The sequence below is a fragment of the SAR324 cluster bacterium genome, assembly GCA_015232315.1.
Classification (GTDB): Bacteria; SAR324; SAR324; order SAR324; family NAC60-12; genus JADFZZ01.
The window spans coordinates 25,399-45,460 of sequence record JADFZZ010000039.1 but is presented as its reverse complement, the minus strand read 5'-3'; the positions used below and the strand labels follow the sequence as shown (position 1 = coordinate 45,460).

At 47.4% G+C, this 20,062-nt stretch carries 11 protein-coding genes; 2 read left to right on the top strand and 9 right to left on the bottom strand.

Going from position 1 to position 20,062, the window contains the following annotated elements:
* Positions 1 to 168 precede the first annotated feature (168 nt).
* On the bottom strand, positions 169 to 798 hold the full coding sequence (locus HQM11_18590) for a PEGA domain-containing protein (protein MBF0353049.1): 630 nt from the start codon (positions 796 to 798) through the stop codon (positions 169 to 171).
* An 845-nt stretch (positions 799 to 1,643) separates the two neighbouring features.
* Positions 1,644 to 3,686, bottom strand: coding sequence for a tRNA guanosine(34) transglycosylase Tgt (gene tgt, locus HQM11_18585; protein MBF0353048.1), 2,043 nt, complete (start codon positions 3,684 to 3,686; stop codon positions 1,644 to 1,646).
* A gap of 429 nt (positions 3,687 to 4,115) precedes the next feature.
* Between tgt and HQM11_18580 the strand changes: the two genes are divergently transcribed.
* Positions 4,116 to 6,668: a hypothetical protein gene (locus HQM11_18580; GenBank protein ID MBF0353047.1), complete on the top strand. Its 2,553-nt coding sequence runs from the start codon at positions 4,116 to 4,118 to the stop codon at positions 6,666 to 6,668.
* Positions 6,669 to 6,756: 88 nt separating this feature from the next.
* On the top strand, positions 6,757 to 9,735 hold the full coding sequence (locus HQM11_18575) for an NHL repeat-containing protein (protein MBF0353046.1): 2,979 nt from the start codon (positions 6,757 to 6,759) through the stop codon (positions 9,733 to 9,735).
* A gap of 16 nt (positions 9,736 to 9,751) precedes the next feature.
* On the opposite strand, the gene HQM11_18570 is transcribed toward HQM11_18575, so the two are convergent.
* Genes HQM11_18570 through HQM11_18540 form a run of 7 tightly spaced genes read right to left on the bottom strand, consistent with a single transcriptional unit; the run spans position 9,752 to position 19,927 of the window.
* Entirely contained in the window at positions 9,752 to 10,042 is a 291-nt protein-coding gene (locus HQM11_18570) for a hypothetical protein (protein MBF0353045.1), read from the bottom strand.
* A complete protein-coding gene (locus HQM11_18565) occupies positions 10,014 to 10,505 on the bottom strand; it encodes a DUF2846 domain-containing protein (protein ID MBF0353044.1) in 492 nt (163 codons plus the stop codon). The genes HQM11_18570 and HQM11_18565 overlap by 29 nt, the downstream gene beginning before the upstream one ends.
* Positions 10,506 to 10,538: 33 nt before the next feature.
* Positions 10,539 to 11,600 (bottom strand): RHS repeat-associated core domain-containing protein, encoded by a 1,062-nt coding sequence (locus HQM11_18560; protein ID MBF0353043.1) that lies wholly within the window; start codon positions 11,598 to 11,600, stop codon positions 10,539 to 10,541.
* Positions 11,601 to 11,630: 30 nt separating this feature from the next.
* On the bottom strand, positions 11,631 to 12,062 hold the full coding sequence (locus HQM11_18555; GenBank protein ID MBF0353042.1) for a DUF2846 domain-containing protein: 432 nt from the start codon (positions 12,060 to 12,062) through the stop codon (positions 11,631 to 11,633).
* A 44-nt stretch (positions 12,063 to 12,106) separates the two neighbouring features.
* Positions 12,107 to 13,156, bottom strand: coding sequence for an RHS repeat-associated core domain-containing protein (locus HQM11_18550; protein ID MBF0353041.1), 1,050 nt, complete (start codon positions 13,154 to 13,156; stop codon positions 12,107 to 12,109).
* Complete coding sequence (locus tag HQM11_18545) at positions 13,128 to 13,619, bottom strand: DUF2846 domain-containing protein (GenBank protein ID MBF0353040.1); 492 nt, start codon at positions 13,617 to 13,619, stop codon at positions 13,128 to 13,130. The genes HQM11_18550 and HQM11_18545 overlap by 29 nt, the downstream gene beginning before the upstream one ends.
* Before the next feature lie 20 nt (positions 13,620 to 13,639).
* A complete protein-coding gene (locus tag HQM11_18540) occupies positions 13,640 to 19,927 on the bottom strand; it encodes a VCBS repeat-containing protein (protein ID MBF0353039.1) in 6,288 nt (2,095 codons plus the stop codon).
* Between the last annotated feature and the right edge of the window lie 135 nt (positions 19,928 to 20,062).

Here is a 20,062-nt window from a genome sequence, read left to right as displayed (position 1 = left end):
ATCTCCTCATATCCGTATCATACATCAACCAATGAAGAAAATGCCATGATAACTTTGGTGATTTATTGGATCGAACCGACAGAGTTGACCGGTTTCTTGGGGCAGAGCGAAGCGACGCCCCAAGAAATCCGGTCGAACGACTTGTTGGGCATTTCTCATTGTTGTGAGTTATTTTATGTAAAAATTTGCCACTTGCTCCGCAAATTCAGGGATTACACTGTAAACCGTTGAGAGTGCGTGAATTTTCTGAATAGCTTCCTCCTTATTTTCTGGTGCAATTTTTAACATTGCAAGTAATGAGGAAAGATAATCTCCTTGTCCTTTCGATAAATCCTCCGTTAGATTATGGTAACTACCGACGATGAACTCTTTGAGTTTTGCTTTTTCAGATCCATATTCTTTGATGGGACTGTTTGAATCTATTGCCAATGTAACATAAAATTGATTGGGAACATATTCATGCATCGATCCACTGGCCGCATCCGTAGTAGAACCGAGAAATCCACCGATTACAATATTGCCCCAAAACCATGTATTGAGGCTCGTAGAAAGCGGAATAGTCTGTTTTTTATAACCATCTTTTTCAAAAGTAACACTTTGTCCTTTCTGACGATCAACCATGACCGTTGCTGGAGTTTTACCCATTGTCACTCCATTTATGCTCACCGTTGCTCCATCTGGTTCCGAATTAAAAGTAAGTTGTTGTTTTGTGCCTGATACGATTGAAGAACAACCTCCACTTAAGATACCAACTATAACAACTACTTGAATCAATACGATCTTGATACATTGTTTCATTCGATTTCTCAGTTTCACTTATGCCCCAGTTGCATTGATGAAAACTGCTGAACGACATCGGAGCTTTCACGTGCCCAACAGAGTAATCAGAGGACTTTTTCCATGATATCAGAACTTATAGATGGCTAATTTGTCTACTTATTACCACTATTAGTCCGCTAAACATGGAAAACCTGCCCACTTGTTACAGTTTTGTTTAGATTTTTCCGCTTATGGTATTAATCAGCGAAAGATGGAAAGTCTCTTCCAAAAGAAAACTCCCCATGACCACAGCATTAACAGAGGGGGCTGATGAAGTCCACAAAAAAAACAGGCATATTTCGTCCAAATCCAGAATTAAAGTTGATGGAGCAAGTTCGGGAAGTATTACGTTAGGGTCCCGCCAAGAAATAAATGGTACACTTTTCTTTTTCGGCACTGTGTCATACCGGACCTGATCCGGTATCCAGATTCCACCAAACACCAGTAGGTGCAAAAGATTTTTCGCCTCTACCGGATTCTGGGTCTTCGCCCGGAATGACAAACAGCGAGCATCACATCCTCCTTATCTACTGGTTATTTCTTTATGCCCCCTTAGATTCCGCATTGAGTCAAAAAACATTATTTATGACATTGATCATGCTCAAAAACCTCATTCCGGGCCAAAACCTATCTCACAAAGGATAGATTATTAATATTTTCCGGAATCCAGGACTATGGAACGTTCAAAAAATAAAAGGGAAAACTTTCTGGGAACGTCCCGTTCGTAACCGTTCCAAGACCCACCTCCGGTGGGTGCGAAGCAGAGCTTCGCCTGGTGGATAACGTGCCCCACGGGACGTAGGGCACGAGTAAACTTTTATAACTTATTCTTTTGTTGATCCTAAGTGCATAAATTGAGGATGATTTAATATCCGTTTTTCAATTTCCGCGTTTTCAATGTCAGAGTTTTCAGTGGCAAATTTTGAACTACTTCGGTGAAATCGTTGAAGCCATTCCGTCCCTAAAAGTTTTATAGCAGAGTTCTTTATTGCCATTGAAGTGAATGCCGCGGTTGTTTCGGATTTGGGGCCTGTGCCAGCGCCGCTTCCTGTGTAGAATCCTGCCGCAAGGAGGGCACCTCTCACTCTTGTGGAAGTGGAATAAGTGAACAGTTTTGCGGGTGTATTTCCGCAGGTGTTGAAGATCCTTTTGAAGACAGAATAACTCCAGAGCGGACCGTCAGTATAGAGTGAAAAGGGGTCGTAAAAAATAATATGCGGTTGCGGCACATTCTCTATATGCTCGAGGAAATCACCTTCAACCAGCGTCCATTCGATCTTTTTATTCGCGGAAACCCACAAGCCGGCTTTAAGGATTGAACTCGGTGCCGCGTGTCTCACATGAGGGAACAGCGGCGCGTTTTTAACGGCAAGACGGAGGGAATTCAGATCCTTTTCAAAACTGATAATTTTTACACGTTTCTGAATGTCATTCTGTTCAAAGATCTCTTCCAGTTTAAAAATTGCGGCCATGGCATTTGTTCCCGCTCCCAGTCCAACATCCCAGATTACCAGTTCATCCTCAGTAATAAATTCGAGCATTCCACGTAATTCTGACTGGTTGACGTAGAGTGTATTCGCCTCAATCAGAGGATCTGTCACAGAGTGCATTGTTTCCCCTGAGGTAATGTGACGTATGCTGTGAAAGCCCGCATCCTGTTTAACTATTTCGTAATCTCCAAGGACAGCGAGCTTTGTTTTCTTTTTTCTTTTGGGGTAAGTTGCCGGATGATTGTCATCAGCTCTCACCAATAGTTCTTTCTGTTCTTTGTAGTATGAGAAAAATGTGTTTTTGAGGATATGCGCGCGCATTGAGTCCATCAGGTTGCGATAAAAAGTAAGGTTATGGTTACCGATAAGATTTCCCCCATAATATTCATTGGTTTTTGTCAGATGGTGGAGGTATGCGCAACTGTACCTGCGGCATGCCGGGCACGAGCAGTTTTCATCCAGTGGCTGGTCCTGAAACTTATAGACACCTCTGCGCATATCCATCTTCCCCTGAGAGGTGTACGCGACGCCCTGTTGCGCCATGGAAGTGGGAAGGATGCAGTCGAACATATCCACTCCGCGGTGTACGGCTTCAAGCAAATCAATGGGAGTTCCGACGCCCATAAGATAGCGGGGATAGTTTCGCGGCAGAAGAGACGCTGTCATCGCGGTCATATCCTTTCTTTCATCTTCTGACTCACCCACGGCAAGTCCTCCAATCGCGAATCCGTCAAAGGGAAGAGAGGTAATCTGCCGGGCACTGGTTTTTCGAAGCTCAGGAAAACACGCTCCCTGCACTATTCCAAAAATGGCTTGGGTGGAATCCCCCCGTGCGGCGATACTTCTCTCCGCCCATCTTGCCGTGATATCCGCCGCGTCTCTACAGAGAGATTCCACGGAAGTCGAGGGTATGCATTGATCCATTGCCATCATGATATCGCTGTTGATAATCTTCTGGGTTTCAATGCTCGTTTCAGGACTTAAAAGAATTCTTCTGCCGTCATGATAACTCCTGAAAATCGCGCCATCCTCTGTAATTTTCACATCTTTTGAAAGTGAAAAAACCTGGAATCCTCCCGAATCTGTCAGAACGGATCTCTTCCAGTTCATGAACTTGTGTATGCCGCCGAAGCGGCTGAATACCTCGGTGCCGGGACGTAGAAGAAGGTGATAGGTGTTTGCCAGCAGTACAGGAAATCCAAGCGCTTCAACATTGGTCGTATCTTGTGTTCTTAACACGGCAAGGGTTGCCACCGGCATAAATACAGGGGTCTGGACGGTATTGTGCAGTGTGGTGAACGTGCATGCTCGTGCTGAAGAGTTCTCTGTTTCTGCTTCCACATTGAATTTAAGAAGCGGACTATTTTCTATTGTCATAGCACATCATTTTAATGAGGGTAAAAAGAGTCTGTTTTTTGACGGGCACGTAGTCCCATCCTACCAGAGACGTGAACAACGCTGAGGTCTTCCCCGGGATTAAATCACCAAATTATTTACAGTAGGAAAATTTTTTTGTGCAGTAACCATACCGCCCTCGTCAGGAAACTAATATTTTCAACATATCCTTCCCCGGGACGTACCATTTCACATCGTGTCTGTTTGATTTTACTAACATGAAAAAATCATAAGCAACTAGCTGATATTATAATATTAGCTTACATCTTGCTGGCAGATTACGACACCTGAATTGACGCAAATGATGAAGCGTACTAGCTTTTGTTTTACAGATAGCAGTACATCTGTACCTACAAGGGTTTAATTAACGTTAAACATTATTTTGCTAATCTTCTCAATATAAGAGGTGTTATGAACAGGAACAAAAAAACAAACCAGATCGCCAGGGGCTGGCTTCCTCTGTTTTTAATCATCACCTTCGTCATGAGTCTGACGAATTGCGCACAGGAAAAATCCTTTGAAGCGCCAAGAACAACCACCTACACGGTCAGGAAAAATCAGGACCAGAAAGACCCTCGAAGTCAATTTGATCAACTCGCCGCAGGCCTTGGCGTTGAAACAACCCAGTATCTGTATGACCATATCGGCTCTTCCCAGATGAATTCGCTGTCTTATGGCGCGGGTTCTTCCAACATCATTCAACTGGTCAATATCGTCGGCGACCCCAACAAACTGGTCGTTCTGGTTGGTAATGATTATGCCGAACCGGCAACTGGTCTGGGTGTGGTTCGTATTCTGGCGTTGCTCAACACCATTGATGCCCAGATGCTCGTAAAACGTTACGATGGCCAATATCCTGCCGATTCAGACACGATTCAACGACTGGGGGATGTGGTCAACGGATTACCCGCACAAGAACTGGACACCAAAATTGTCGGTCTGGTGAGTGCCATGAGTGTCACACGTTCGATGAACGCCAATGGTGATACTGACAAAATTGAAAAACTATCCAGACTCATCGCGCATGTTTCTGATCTGAATAAAGTGATCGGCATTCTTTCATTGATGCCGGCAACAGACGTCACCACCAGACTTTCAAACATCCTGTTGAATGTGAGCAACACCGGCAAACTGATTGCTACTGTGGACGCAACCTCTTCCATGAACAAACTGGTCACTGTGATTCAATCTGTTGCGACCACTTCAAGCCTGGCATCCATCATTGATGGCATCACCATACCGGGAGCCGGAAAACTGGGTTATGTGGTTGACTCTGTGAGTTCCACTTCGGCTCTGGTAAAATTGATCGACGGAGTTGTTGTTCCTGTTCGCCTCAGTGAATTGATCAGTCAAATGGATGATGGCACCACCTGGACCGGACAGGTTCATGGCCCACAAACATGGGATGGGACGCCTTCAGGTAACGCTTCAGGTGTGATCCGTCTGGTGGGCATGGTCAACAATCTTTCTGTCGATCCGAATCCCGCAAAATTAACCGTGGTGCTTAACAGTATCAGCAATATGACCAAACTGATGCACCTCATTCAGGATCTTCAGGACAGCAATGATATTGTGGCCTTGATCAATCTGTTGCCCGATCCTGCTGTTGAGACGGCACCTGCTCAAAATCTGGGCTATGTGGTAGAAAATGTGGAAATCAATGCAATGCCAAGATTGAGTTCTCTGGTGGATGGTCAACGTGGTTTTGGCAATACAGGCGATCAGTCGATTTATCTGGAAAAAGTCACCAGTCTGATCAGCAGTCTGGACCCCGCACAGGAAGGACCTGCTAAAGTCGCTGATCTGATCAGGGGTGTGACCAACATGGATAAAGTCATTGACCTGGTTTATGACGTGACCGAAGTCGCAAACATCGCTCATATTGTCAATGGCGTCAACAAGTCCTCCAGCGCATGGCCGAACAACAATTCTGTGGTCGCACTGGTTCATCTGCTGGAAAATACCGCTGATGCCGCCAAACTGGTCACGGTGATCAACGATGTGGTTCCAGCCAACGTGACATCCCTGATCAATAATGTGGCCGCTGGTTCACAATGGTCTGACGCCCAGACTGCGCATACTCAGGCAACCGTGGATGATGTTCTGGCCGGTGGCAAGAAACTGGTGAATGTTGTCGATGGAACGACGGATTCAGGCAAGCTGGTTGTGTTACTCAACGGAGTGGGAAATTTTGACAATCTGGCAGAGTTGATCAACTCCCTGAAAATCGCCTCAACGCCACGAGTCGCCACACTGGTGAACGAAGTGATCAATGTGACAAAACTCATTGCTGTGATTGATGATGTGGTTTCACTGAGTGATGTTGCCCGACTGGTGGACGAAATCACCGTTGGTTCCAAACTGTCACAATTCATCAATGATACCTCCAATGTGAACCATGTTGTCAGTCTGATCAATGCTGTGATTTTGAATCCTAAATCGACCAGCACCGATCTGGTTGGCTTGATGAATGGACTTGAAGTGACAGACATCAGCAAGGTTTCACGGTTGGTCAACGATTTGGGCGGAACCAAAGACACACTGGTCGCGGATCTGCTGGCGCCTTTTAGCGCAGACGCTTCACAGGGAATCGGCTATGCGGAACTGGTAACGCTGTTGCACAACACCCAGGGCGAAACCCAGGCCGCGTCACTGGCCAGTTTGCTCTCTGGTGTCAATGCTTCTCTGTATTATCGGGGAACGACCATCACCAACAGAGAAGGACTGGTTCGAGTTCTCAAAGGTGGTGTGGTTTATACCTACGCGGCTCAGAATGTAAACTTTCCCGGATTGGGCGGAAGTCATGTTGCCACGCTGGTTAACAGCAGTACTGGTATCCAGAACCTGACCTTCCTGATCAATGCTCTTGGACTGGAACAGGTCACCCCGCTGGTTGGTTGTGCTGACCGGGTTTCTACACCTGATTTCAATCCTGCCTGTACCGCGATTGGACAAGGCTGGTAAGATTCATTCATTAACCTTCCGGTTCCCTGCCACTGGTGGGGAACCTTACTTTATGACCTCTGACTTTTTAAATATTTCAAGGTGCCCCATGAAAACAAGAAACGCTGATCAGCACTTACCCATCTTTTGGAGAATTCTGTTCGTATTGACTGTATTTCTTGCGGGTTGTGATTATGTGGACAGTATGTTGCCATGGAAAAATGAAGTCACATCGCTCAAGCTCCGGCCAGACCAGGTGACTTCCCTCAACGAGGTCAATCAGGATCTGGAATCCCACCTTGGAGAGTCACCGTTCGCTGATCCGTCTGAGTGCCCTCCGGGAGCCAGTGTGGAACAATGCCCTGTTTCCGGAACACCCGGACCTGTGAGCTATCGCTTCTGGGTTAAAAACAGTCAGTCCACGATTGAAGACACCCTGGCATCCTTCACTCAGGTGGATGCGGACTTCATGGCTCAAACGCCTCATTTTGTGTTGTATCTGGATAATTCCCAGAAAAATTTGATGACCACTCTGGAAGCCCAAACGTTGCTGAACGAACTGGAAACTGGCTATGATAATCTTCAGAAAATTTATGGACTGGGAAATTGCCCGGATGTTCAGAAAACAGGCCGAATTGTTGTGCTCGCTGTCGATATCAAGGATGATTACAGTGAACAAAATCCGGAATTTCTGGGCGGATTTTTTGCTCCACGAGATCTTTACAAAAACTCATTGACTTCAGCCTTGTATGAACACCCTGAAAATCTGGCCACTTATGGAACACTCAACACCATTGAAACCGCGGAAAATCTGCGTGGTTATTCCAATGAAAACCAGATTCTTTATATGGACTTGAACCCTTTTTATAATGGCAAAGCTTTTGGTGGCACTCCCGATGCCCAAACCAAAGGACACCAACTGGCCATTGAAACAGAACTCCATGAAGCATCACACATGTGTGCCTATTATCATCGGATCGCCATTGAAGGTGTTCCCAATCATATTCCCGGCGTTGCTGAGGCTCTTGCAGAACAGGCTCCCCAACTCACAGCCGGTTTGATGATGAACCAGATTGAACGGATGACACAATACAGTCTGTCGGGTGTACAAAATGTTCTGGGGGGAAAGACTCCATCGCTGTTTGATCTGGGCCTGAATAATGAGCATTCATTGACAAGTTATCTGCAATCCAATCTGTTTTTTAATTATCTGCGCCACCGTGCGGGGTCCCATGACAATGCGGTGTCTCTCATGAATTTGCTGGTTTCAGCCAATGAGGGAGGAATTCAAGGGGTGGTGGACAGTCTGAAATCCTACCAGAAAGACTGGAATTTCAGCGGCATGTTCGGCGACTGGGTTGTCACCAACTGGCTAATGGCCAGCGGACGTAGCCTTATCCGTTTTCAGGAAGAGTCCGGAAAGCTATCTCAAACAGGCTCCAGCCGTTTTGACGAACTTTCTTATCAAAATGCGGGAATCGCGGCTTATGGAAAAAGTGGAGTGGCTTTTCAGAAAAACGCTTTGCCTCTGGGTAATCATTCCATTCAATGTCTGCCACCGGCATCCTATGTTTATCTGAGTTTTATGAGCAGTGGTGTGACAACGGTTTATATTCCTGAACAAAGCGGAATGGATGCCGGTATCAAAGTGGCCAAAGCCAGTTTTAATGAGAACAATGAAGCGGAAATCGCACTTTATGCGCATGACGCCATGATCTCGCTGAATCAGGAGCCTGTTCTTTCCGAATACCACCTGCTTCTCTGGAACGCCGCATCACAGGGCGAATGTTTGAGTGTCGGACGACTTCCTTATGGCATGGACCAGCTTGTTTCCTGGATTGGTGGCGGAAAATCAGGATGGCAGATCGGTCCCGGTGCTGAATGGGGAAATATGGATTCATATTTTTACCGGACCCGTGGTGTCGCGGTCGCCTTAAAACAAACCGGCACAGACAAAAATTATGTGTATGTTTCTGATTCCATCAACCATGGAATTTCACGCTGGGATCTTGATTCCGGAGTGTTTGAAGGCCGTCTTGGAAATGCCGTGACCGATTGCGCGTCTGATAATGAAACCGGAAACGGATGGAAAACCAAAAATGGAAAACTGGTGAACAACCATTGCCGACGCAGTTTTAATTCGCCTCAGGGCCTTGCGGTAGATTCTGCCGGAAATATTTATATCGCGGACCGGAACAACTATCGGATTGTTAAATGGGACAAGAATGGAAACTTTGTGGCATGGCTCGGTGATGCTGAAAAAGATACCTGGCAGGATGTGAACGGACAGCAACCTGCCGCGCCAACCGCGATGGGCAATGTGGATCTCAATGTGAAAATGTTCAACAGTCCCTGGGGAATCGCCATTGATGAAACATCCAATCCTCCATATCTGTATGTCACCAGCTATGGTTCCAGCAGAGTGAGTCGGCGCAATCTGACCACAGGCGCCTATGCCGGATTTATTGGCAACGGACAGACCCAGTGGAATCAGACCATGACTCAACAAACAGGAAGCCGTAAAAATGATGTGAATTATTTCAGCTATCCCAAGGGCATAACTGTTGACGCAAATTATATTTATGTTGCGGATGAAGGAAATCATCGAATTTCCCGATGGACAAAAGCCGGCACAAATGCCACATACAGTGGAGATGGTGGTCATGTGTGGCTGGGCGGTGGTCAGGAAGGCTGGCATGCGGCCGCGGTTGTCGCGGGATCCGGGAAATATCACTTCGATTCTCCCGGAGATGTTTCAGTCGATGATCACTACCTGTATGTCGCGGACAGAAAAAATCAGCGTGTTTCCCGCTGGGAAAAGGACTCCGGACGTTTTGCCGGCTGGCTGGGCAGTGGAACTCTGCAATGGGAAGAACAGCAAGAGGGGCCATCCATTGAAGCTGTCAGCACCGGCAGTTCCTATCCCGTGACCATGATGCTGGAACCTGAAAGTCTGGCAATTGCAACAACGGTGAGTGATGGAACCAGCCACACCTATCTGTACACAACCGCCATCTACAACGGACGTGTTACCCGATGGAACCTGGACTGTATGGCAACCGGCAATATTCATGCCTGTAATCCATAAATGCCAACGCAGGAGTTCAGACGGGTTTGGAAGACTGGAAATGGTTGAAATTGAAAAACCATTTCCCAGCGATCCACAAATTGATACCATTTATTTCACCACGATAAAATCTGGCTCTCATGTAATACAGGCCGGTTTCCTGATCATATTCATGCCCCGCGAACAGATGGTTGACCTGATTGTTCATTTCCTGTCCATTGGTCATCATTTCTCCATGCGGGTAATACAGAAAACCTTCCACCTGATCGTTATCTTCGTCTGTCATATGGATGGTGTATTTATTTTGTTGATTCAGCAGGTTCAACATATTCTATCAAAGGTGGTTGATAGTGCGTCTGGGAGATTTCTCGAAGATTTATACTCTGCTCAACTAATTGAAATTTCGCAAATGGTTCAACAAGAAATAAGAAAATCTCACATTCAACATTATATCTGATGAAATAACTTTTATAAGTTTCAACATTAATGTTTAAGGAAGTATTCAACCGAGGAGTATTATCAATGCCACTAGCTTTTATGTGTATATCACCAGGCTTTACATAAATTTGAGTATATCCGTTATTTTGAAGCTCTAATATTTTATTATCATTAATAGATATGTCGGGTTTACGTGCACTGCCACAAAAAACATTTGGACGATATATATAAATTAAAGCAAAACTATCTGATTTTTTTGCGTCTATGAATGTTGGTCCTGTAGCGGAACATGAGTTTAGAATAGCGCATATACCTACAATATAACTGAGAATTTGTTGTGATGATTGTTTCATAAAGTGATCACTTTCACAAAAATCATTAGAGTATCAATAATTCCATAAACGATCTCTATCTCTACGGAGAACCTCGACAGCACTATTTCGTCTTCTTCTAAAGTCTGTGAGATTACCTCTGAATTGATCTGGCGGTGAGTGATAGGCATCTCTGGAAAATTTTTCGATGGGTTTGTTAATCATCCATGATGCTCCTGTATACAAAATGTATGGTCCGCTGAGAGCTAAGGGCGCATTAGAAACGCCAATCAATCCAATAGTTGCAGATCCTCCTGCATATCCAATAGCACCATAGACTAATGTTCGTTCCAGGATTTCTTCAGTTCCTTTATTTTCATACATAGCTGAAACAAAACCATATGTTGATCCAGCACAAGCACCAGCAACCGCTAAACCAACCCCTGTACTGGCACAAACGGCTCCTGCTCCTAGCCCAGCAATAGTAGCAGTTTCATGTTGATTTCTAGTTCCCCACATGCCGACCTGCTCAAAATTACGGTGCAAACCAATCACACTGACATGAACCCCATGCATTCCGCCATGAAAAGCATCAACGACATGATTTCTGAGAGAATTGAGTCCATCAACCGGATTGGCCGGAATGCCGACAGATTGGGCCAGGTTCCCGACTCCCGTGCCGGCGGTGTGAGCGAAGGTGTTGACCCCATAGGCCAGATTATTCAACCCATGATTGACGCCCTGACCGAAAGCACTGAAGGTCTGTTGCAGAGTCTGATCCGCACCATGCTGTAAGTCCTTCACCCAGTCGGGTTTGTCGAAATTGACACTGACGGAGGGCACCTTGAAATGACCGGTGGGATCGGTGGCGTTGAGAAAATCGTTTTCCACCCAGGCGTAGCGATGATACGCCGAAGGACGGTAGGGATCGGGAATGATGGTGTCCGGAGTCAGGAATCGGGCGGTTTTCGGATCATAAAACCTGGCTTTCATGTAATACAGGCCGGTTTCCTGATCATATTCATGTCCCGCAAACAGATGGTTGACCTGATTGTTCATTTCCTGTCCATTGGTCATCATTTCTCCATGCGGGTAATACAGAAAACCTTCCACCTGATCGTTATCTTCGTCTGTCACCTGGATGGTGGAACCCTGAGAGTCCTGTTTTTATTGCGTTGATTCAACAGGTTCCACATGTTCTATTAATGGCGGTTGAAAGTGTGTATGGGCAAGTTCAGAAAGTGCATTTTCATATTTCATGATTTGAAGTGTTGTCGGAAAATTTATGATGCCATAGATGGAACATCCTATCTTGTATTTTAAATAGTATCTGTATTCTTTTTGAACTTGGATCAACTTATAAACGTTAGCTCCTGGAATACCAGAAAATTTTATCTCAATGGTATATTCGCCTGGATCTGCAACCACTTTTGTATACCCATTGTTTTTAATTTTTAAAATCAAATGATCATTAATAATTACATCGGGAGTGCCCAATATTCCGCAAAAATGATCCGGTCTGTAAATTATGATATATTTATCTGATAATGATAAATCATCATTGTAAAGTGTTCCTGTTGCAGAGCAGGCTACTGACATGATACAGATGCTAATTAGCCATAACATTCTAAAGGAAATCATGGTTACAACCTCTCATGCCAATATGAAGGGTCTTCAACCAGAGGACGAAAAATCTCTTCTAATATTACTGAAAATGAAAGACCAAGCCCAGCTCGGATAAAGTACGCATTCATCAACTCCCGATTATATGTGCCGGGTAAATGCCCGCCCCATTCCCCAAAATTACCAGCTGGCCCTAAAACTTCATAGGCTATACCTCCCGCAATAGCCCCGATAACTCCATAACTAAAGGTACGAATAGCTATATCCCGAGGATGTTTTCCTTCGTATTTGGCTGTTACATAACCATAAACAGCACCACTACAAGCACCTGCGGCAACTGCGGCACCAGTAGCGGATGGCGATGCCGCCGCACCACATGCCAATCCAGCAACAAAGCCCAGTCCAGAGGCCGTCAATGTGTAATTTCTGGCGGCCGGACGTTCAATAAGTTGTCCCCAAATATCCCGCTGGATGCCGTCCCAGAGCATGGTACCTGGAACACGAAGGTCGATGTTCTGAAAATCAGAACCCATGTTTTTAGTGAAGGCACTGGCGGTGTGAGCGAAAGTGTTGACGCCATAGGCCAGATTATTCAACCCCTGATTGACGCCCTGACCAAAAGCACTGAAGGTCTGTTGCAGAGTCTGATCTGCGCCATGCTGTAAATCCTTGACCCAGTCGGGTTTGTCGAAATTGACACTGACGGAGGGCACCTTGAAATGGCCGGTGGGGTCGGTGGCATTGAGGAAATCATTTTCCACCCAGGCGTAACGATGATACGCCGAAGGGCGGTAGGGATCGGGAATAATGGTGTCCGGAGTCAGGAATCGGGCGGTTTTCGGATCATAAAACCTGGCTTTCATGTAATACAGGCCGGTTTCCTGATCATACTCATGCCCCGCGAACAGATGGTTGACCTGATTGTTCATTGCCGCGCCATTGGTGATCATTTCTCCATGCGGGTAATACAGAAATCCTTCCACCTGATCGTAATCTTCGTCGGTCACCTGGATGGTGGAATCGTCCGCATTTGTTTTGCGTTCATTGCTGTGACGTAGACGATTCCACATATTCGATGAGTGGTGCTTGATAGTGAGTCTGGGAGATTTCGGGGAGTGCTACAATCTTTTCTTTAACCTTAAAAATGGCATATCCATTCATTCCTATGATCCCCCAATTACATACGATATGATATTCAATGTAATATTGATTTGTATCAAATAACTCAAAATTAATTTTTGTATGCATACTTGGTGAATCATTCAATCCCTTTGATTCGATTAAATTTGTATTTGGTTTGAGACGAAATGATGTATAACCATTGTTTTGTAATTCAATAATTTTGACTCCATTTATATAAATATCTGGTTTTCTTGCGCTTAAACAAAAAACTCTAGGTCTGTAAATATACACCGTTGCCCAATCATCAACCTTAGATGATTCTTTAAACAATGGTCCTGTGGCTGAACAAGAAACCAAAATGGTGGCTGTGATTAATATGTATCCAGTCAAAAACATCTTTTGTATAAACATATGTATCTCCAAAGTTAAAGTTAGGGGACAATCAAATTCCACAAACGATCCCGGTCACTTCGGAGAATATTCACTACGCTATCACGTCTTCTTCTAATCTCTAGCAGATTACCGCTAATCCTGTCTGGTGGGGAAAGATAGGCATCTCTGGAGAATTTTTCGATAGGTTTATTAATCAACCAAGCGACACCCGTATAAACCAAGTATGGCCCACTTAAAGCCAATGGAGCTTGTGAGGTTCCTATTACCCCAACAATGGCTGATCCACCTACATATCCTATTGCACCATAGATTAATGTCCGTTCCAAAATTTCTTCACTTCCCTTATCCTCATACATTGCCGAAACAAAACCATATGCAGCTCCTGCACATGCTGTTGCTATAGATGGATCAAAAGTGATTGATCCGCATACCGCCGCTCCCCCTAATCCCGCAATGGTTGCGGTTAACTCAGGATTTCTAGTTCCCCACATGCCGACCTGCTCAAAATTACGGTGCAAACCAATCACACTGACATGAACCCCATGCATTCCGCCATGAAAAGCATCAACGACATGATTTCTGAGAGAATTGAGTCCATCAACCGGATTGGCCGGAATGCCGAAGGATTGGGCCAGGTTCCCGACTCCTGCGCTGGCGGTGTGAGCGAAAGTGTTGACGCCATAGGCCAGATTATTCAACCCCTGATTGACTCCCTGACCAAAAGCACTGAAGGTCTGTTGCAGAGTCTGATCGGCACCATGCTGTAAATCCTTGACCCAGTCGGGTTTGTCGAAATTGACACTGAAGGAGGGTACCTTGAAATGGCCGGTGGGGTCGGTGGCGTTGAGGAAATCATTTTCCACCCAGGCGTAGCGATGATACGCCGAAGGACGGTAGGGATCGGGAATGATGGTGTCCGGAGTCAGGAATCGGGCGGTTTTCGGATCATAAAACCTGGCTTTCATGTAATACAGGCCGGTTTCCTGATCATATTCATGTCCCGCAAACAGATGGTTGACCTGATTGTTCATTTCCTGTCCATTGGTCATCATTTCTCCATGCGGGTAATACAGAAAACCTTCCACCTGATCGTTATCTTCGTCTGTCACCTGGATGGTGGAACCCAGCGGGTCATGATGATAAAACAGGGTTCGCGCTTCAGGATAGACTTCCGGACCAAACACCAGTTCCGGCGGATTTTTGGCGGGCAATTTCATTTTTCTGCCTTCACGGTGGTTGACCACAGCGGCCAGTTTCAGGCCTCCATGCCGATGCAGATAGCGAATGACCGCGTGATCCCGGCTCAACGAATGTTGGCGGATTTCATACGACGGAAACGGATAAAACACGGTCAGGGTGCCGCCATTCTGGTCATACACTTCCTTGCGTACCCGTTCGCCCAGGTCATTGTACAGGTTGGTCTGAACCAGTTTGCCGTTTTTCTTCACCTCAATGAGCCGGTTCTGACTGTCATAAGCGTATTCATGACGCTCTCCGTCCATGGTTTTTTCCAGCAGATTGCCTGCCTGATCATACCGGGCGGAAAAGGGGAACCGGGTTTCTCCCGTAACGTAAGTGGTGGTCAGGCCGGTGGTCAGGCGTTGGGAGTTTTCCGTGTCGGGTTCAAAGGTTCGGACATGGTAGGGCGTTTCAATGTTGAGTACATTTCCCGGTTTGTCATAACCGTAACGCACAATCACATCGTCATTTTGCGCTCCCCATTTGATGTCTGTCAGATGTCGGGACTCATCCCAGCTCACGTTCCAGTTATGATAGTAGCTGAAACCCGTGTCCGCAATGCTGGTCACAAACGGATCATTGTCGCCGCCGGAAGTTTGCCATGAAATTGTTCTCCATCTTTTGCCTCTGGTCGGCACAGAACTGAAGGTGACACGCCCCAACCAGATTCCCTGCGTTGTTGTTTGGGTGGCTTCAGGGGTGGCCATGCCAACCCCGGTTTGAATCGAATAGGGGGAAGCGTTGTCACCGGGGGCGTAGTCATCATATTGGGCGAAGCGTCCATAAGGGATGCCGTCCAACTGGATTTCCTTCAGTTTTTCACCCGTATTCCACAGATATTTGACGATGGATTTGTCCGGCAGTCTGACTTGCGCGGGACGGTTGAGATAGTTCCTGGTGGTGCGGAGGGTCTGGCTTCCGACCAATCCCTTGATACTTACGGTTTTGCTGAGCACAGAACCGCGGGCATCATAACGCCAGAGGGTGCTCCCGGAGTCATCCGTGATCCGGCTCAAGCGACCGATTCCATCAGGATTCAGGTCATATTCATAAGTCACGATTTTAGGGCCGGGAAGGGTTTTCTCAATGATCCGGCCCAGTTTGTCATAACGGAAGGTGATGGTATGACCGGGCGCGTCGGTCTGGCTGGCGAGGGTTCCATCCGGATTCCATGTCCAACGAATGGTGCCGGCCGCTGGATCATGGATGGCCCGCTTGCGGCCCCAGCTATCCCATTCGAGAGTGATGGCTTGTGATTCCAGCCCCATAGGCACCACCCTGATCAACCGATCCATCAGATCATACTGATAAACGGTTTTGTTTCCCTGTTTATCCTCCACACCGGTGATCCGGTTTTGTCCGATTCCCGCCAGAGTGTAACGTGTCTGCCCCGGACGACAGAAATAATCTCCTGAATTGCCGGTTTCTACACCTGTGGCCGTCCATGAATAGATGGTTTCACAGTTGTCAGCGTAACCCGCTTTCACAGGTCGTCCCAGGGTGTCACTCCGTTGAATCCATGAATAAGAAGCTGTTTCGGAGGATGGCGCGCGGGAGGCTGACACCAGAAAGGGTTCATCCTGTTGTGTCATCCAGGTTTTGGTGGCGGCATCAAACGAACGGTTGAACTTGCTCACCAGATCTCTGGCCTGCCCCTGTTCATCCGGTTCAGCTTTTTTACGGATCTGAAACACCTGTCCCAAACCATCCTGATACATCCGCTGATAAAAAAACGCGCCGGTAGGTTGATCGGGTGATATTCCGGCTTTTTTCCATTGTCTGATTTCCTGATGCCTCGTTTTGGGATTGCCCTGATTGCGGTATTCGATCGTGGTCAGATAACCGGCTTCATCCTGTGACGCAGTGGGGCTACCCCAGGAATCATAATGCCATTGACGGGTGCGGCCATTGGGGGTGGTTTCTTCCAGCAATTGACCATGGATGTCATAACTCCGGGACCAGGTGTGCCCTAAAGCGTTGGTGCCGGAAACCGGAAACGCGTGGTAGCGGGCGTCCCATGTCAGGGTCTGGAGGGTTTGTCCGGTGGCGTCCTGTGTGGAAACCAGCATTCCAGCGGAGTCATATCCGGCACCGGACCAGTCTTGCCAGGCCCCCTGATTCCAACCACAAGAGGATGCGTCCGCACAGAAAAACCGTCGGGTTTTAATCAGATCGCCTGTTGAATTGTATTCTCTGCGCCAGGCATCCAGCAGGAGATTTCCGCCAGTGATCCGGATTTCCTCTGGCAAACCGAAGCGGGGTGATTCCACACCGGATTCCGCGGTGTACCGGATTTCGGTTTGTCGGCAGGTTTCATGGGGTTCTGTCGCCGGACCACCGCATTGCTGATTGCGGATGATCCGTCCAGAGGTGTCGTAATCATACGTGTCAACACCATGCCATTCATTTTGACTGCTGTTGACCGAACGTGTCAAAATCCGACGGATTTCTCCGGATACAGTTTGCGTCTCATAGCCATATTCCATGAGTTGTTCCGCCATGCCGTCCGGACTGGAGCGCCGGACTGAAAGCGGCATTCCCGCGGTGTCTTTGGCCTGGGAATAATCTTCGGTGAGGATGGCCCCCGTGATGAGATCGGTGAGGGTTCGACGGCTGAACCCCAGGTCCTGTATGGTTTGAGGCGTTCCGGGCAGAAATCGTCGGTTTTCATAATCCAGCCGCTGACGGGATACCGGATCAGCCAGACGGCCATCCTTAAGCTGAACTTCGGTGACGAGCCAGCGCGGTGAGGCATTGGGGCGTGTTTGCTGGCAAAAGACAGCGTCAGCGTGACATGGCGGGTCAGTGGAAAATAAGAGAGCCGCCGACAATTTGGAAAGTGGAGACCAGACAAAACTGTTCATCGCACCCAATGGTTCCCGAATCCGGGTCATCGAATCCGGACGAAAGGAAAATCCAAGCTCCATCCGGGCGGTCGCGGCACTGGAAGAATCACAGCCATTGCTGGTGATATCAAGCGCCCCATCGCCATTGAAATCCCCCAGATACACATGGGCATCATTCAGGGAACGGCAACGGGACCAGAGTGTGGGCAAGGTTGCGGGCCATGATTCTGAAACAAAGCTGTTTCCAGAGGAACGTTCCACATAAAAATTTGTTTTCCAGCCATTGTCGCCCAACGCTTTGGAAAACGCGATCAGATCGGTTCTTCCATCCTGATTCAGATCGACTGGAATCACCCGGTAATCCAGGGTGGTGCCAGCACCCTGCCGCATGTGCCCCGGCAGGGACGCTGTCCATTGTCGGGAAACAAATCCCTTGCCGGTGGAAAGTTCCAGCAGGGCATTGCCATACCAGGGGCTGGATTCCGCGGTGGACACATGCACCGCCGCCAGATCCGTCAGGCCGTCGCCGTTGAAATCCCTAGGCAGAATCTGATAATCATGAATGGTTTCTCCAGCTTCAAAAATTCTGGCCGGAAGCCCGGCTGTCCATCCTTGAGAGACAAATCCGCCACCGGTTGAAAGTTCTACATACACCTGATGGTGCCATCCACTTTGTTCAGGACTTCTGGCAATGGCGGCGATGTCGGTTTTGCCGTCGCCGTTGAAATCACCGGTGATGAGTTTGTAATCCTGAGCTGGAGCGCCCTCATTGAACATGTGCCCGGGCAATGCCGCATTCCAGACCTGAGGCGTAAAGCCACTGCCGGTTGAAAGTTCGAGACGGATGCCGGTTTTCCAGCCATCCATCTGATTGGCCGCGCGTCTCAGTGTGGCGATATCGGTTTTGCCATCACCATTGAAATCGCCGGTTAACACATGATAGTCGTTTCTTTCTCCACCGCTTTGAGCGATCACACCAGGTGTCTGAGCCACCCAGAATTGGGAAGTGAAGGGCGATTGGCTGACGGAAGAGATGCCATCGGTATTGGACAGTTCGATATAGACAAAAGTCTTCCATGCTTCCCGCGCGTTTCCACCCTGATACATTCCCGCCAGATCCATGCGGCCATCGCCATTGAAATCGCCGGTCAGAAGCCCCATGTTGTCAGCGTCACTTCCCATTTTTTGCTGGGATAGACCTGTGATGGTGGTGTGTTTGACAAAACCCTCAGCGCCATTGGACCAAAAAATATTGGTTTGACCATCTTTGATTTCCGCCAGATCTGTCAGCCCATCCCCATTGAAATCGCCGGTAAACGCACCGGGAGGCAAAGTGCCATTCCAGCGTTGGTGAGCGAATCCATTTTTGCCGGTGTGTGTTTCAAATTCATACCAGGCGTGCGCGGCATCCATTTCTGTTCCATCCTGGTCAGTCAAATGGATTTTTTTCAAAACACCGCGTCCTGTCATAGCACTCTCCTCATATTCCAGCACATATTGCCGGAATATGGATTCCCGCTGATCGTCGGCGACAGAACCCGTGACAATAGCATGGAGCCGTTGATCCATGTCAAACCGGATTCCGCCATGATAACCGCTCACAGGATCAGGCCGGGATTCATATTCGAAACGAAGCTGATGATAGGCGGAGGTATTGTTTCCCAGAGTGTATTTGATTTGAGAAGGCATCCATGCGCCGTTGTTGGCAGTGGCGAGATATTCCACGGTGTAAAAATTTCCATGGGCGTCCTCAACCCTGACCAACGGCCAATCAAGAGCTGCTCCTTCCGGACTGTGGGTGATCGGTTCAAACACCATTTTGATTCCGCCTGGTTGATAAACGATCCATCCACAAGGACCGCCGGGGCATCCGGATCGGGGTTCATATCTGGCAAGATTACCATGGAGGTCACGATATTCGGTGTCACTAATCCGGACAAGTCGCCCCGTAGGTCCAGCAAACGTGTCGTTTTCATCGTAGTTCACTCCACGATCATAAGGAATTCTCTGGATTAGCGGTAGTCCGGACAAACTCCAGCCAACTCCAGCGATACCGTTTCCTGACTGAGAATGATAGTTCAGTGCCAGAGAAGGTTGCATTCCAATCCGTCCCGGAGGAATTTCAATTGGAATCTGATAAGAAAGGGAACCATCGGGATTGACTTCCGCACGTAAAACCGGCACGCCCCACAGACAGACAGACAGACAGACAGACAGACAGGAGGATTCTGCCGGGAGCACGGAAGATCAAGGATAAAGCTGAAATTTGAATCATGGAGCCTCTTTGTTAAAACGGAACAATCATCGGTTGCGGATGAGTTATCTCTAGCAAAAAAAAGAAAGAAGCGTCAACATTCTTTTTACGCAATTATATTT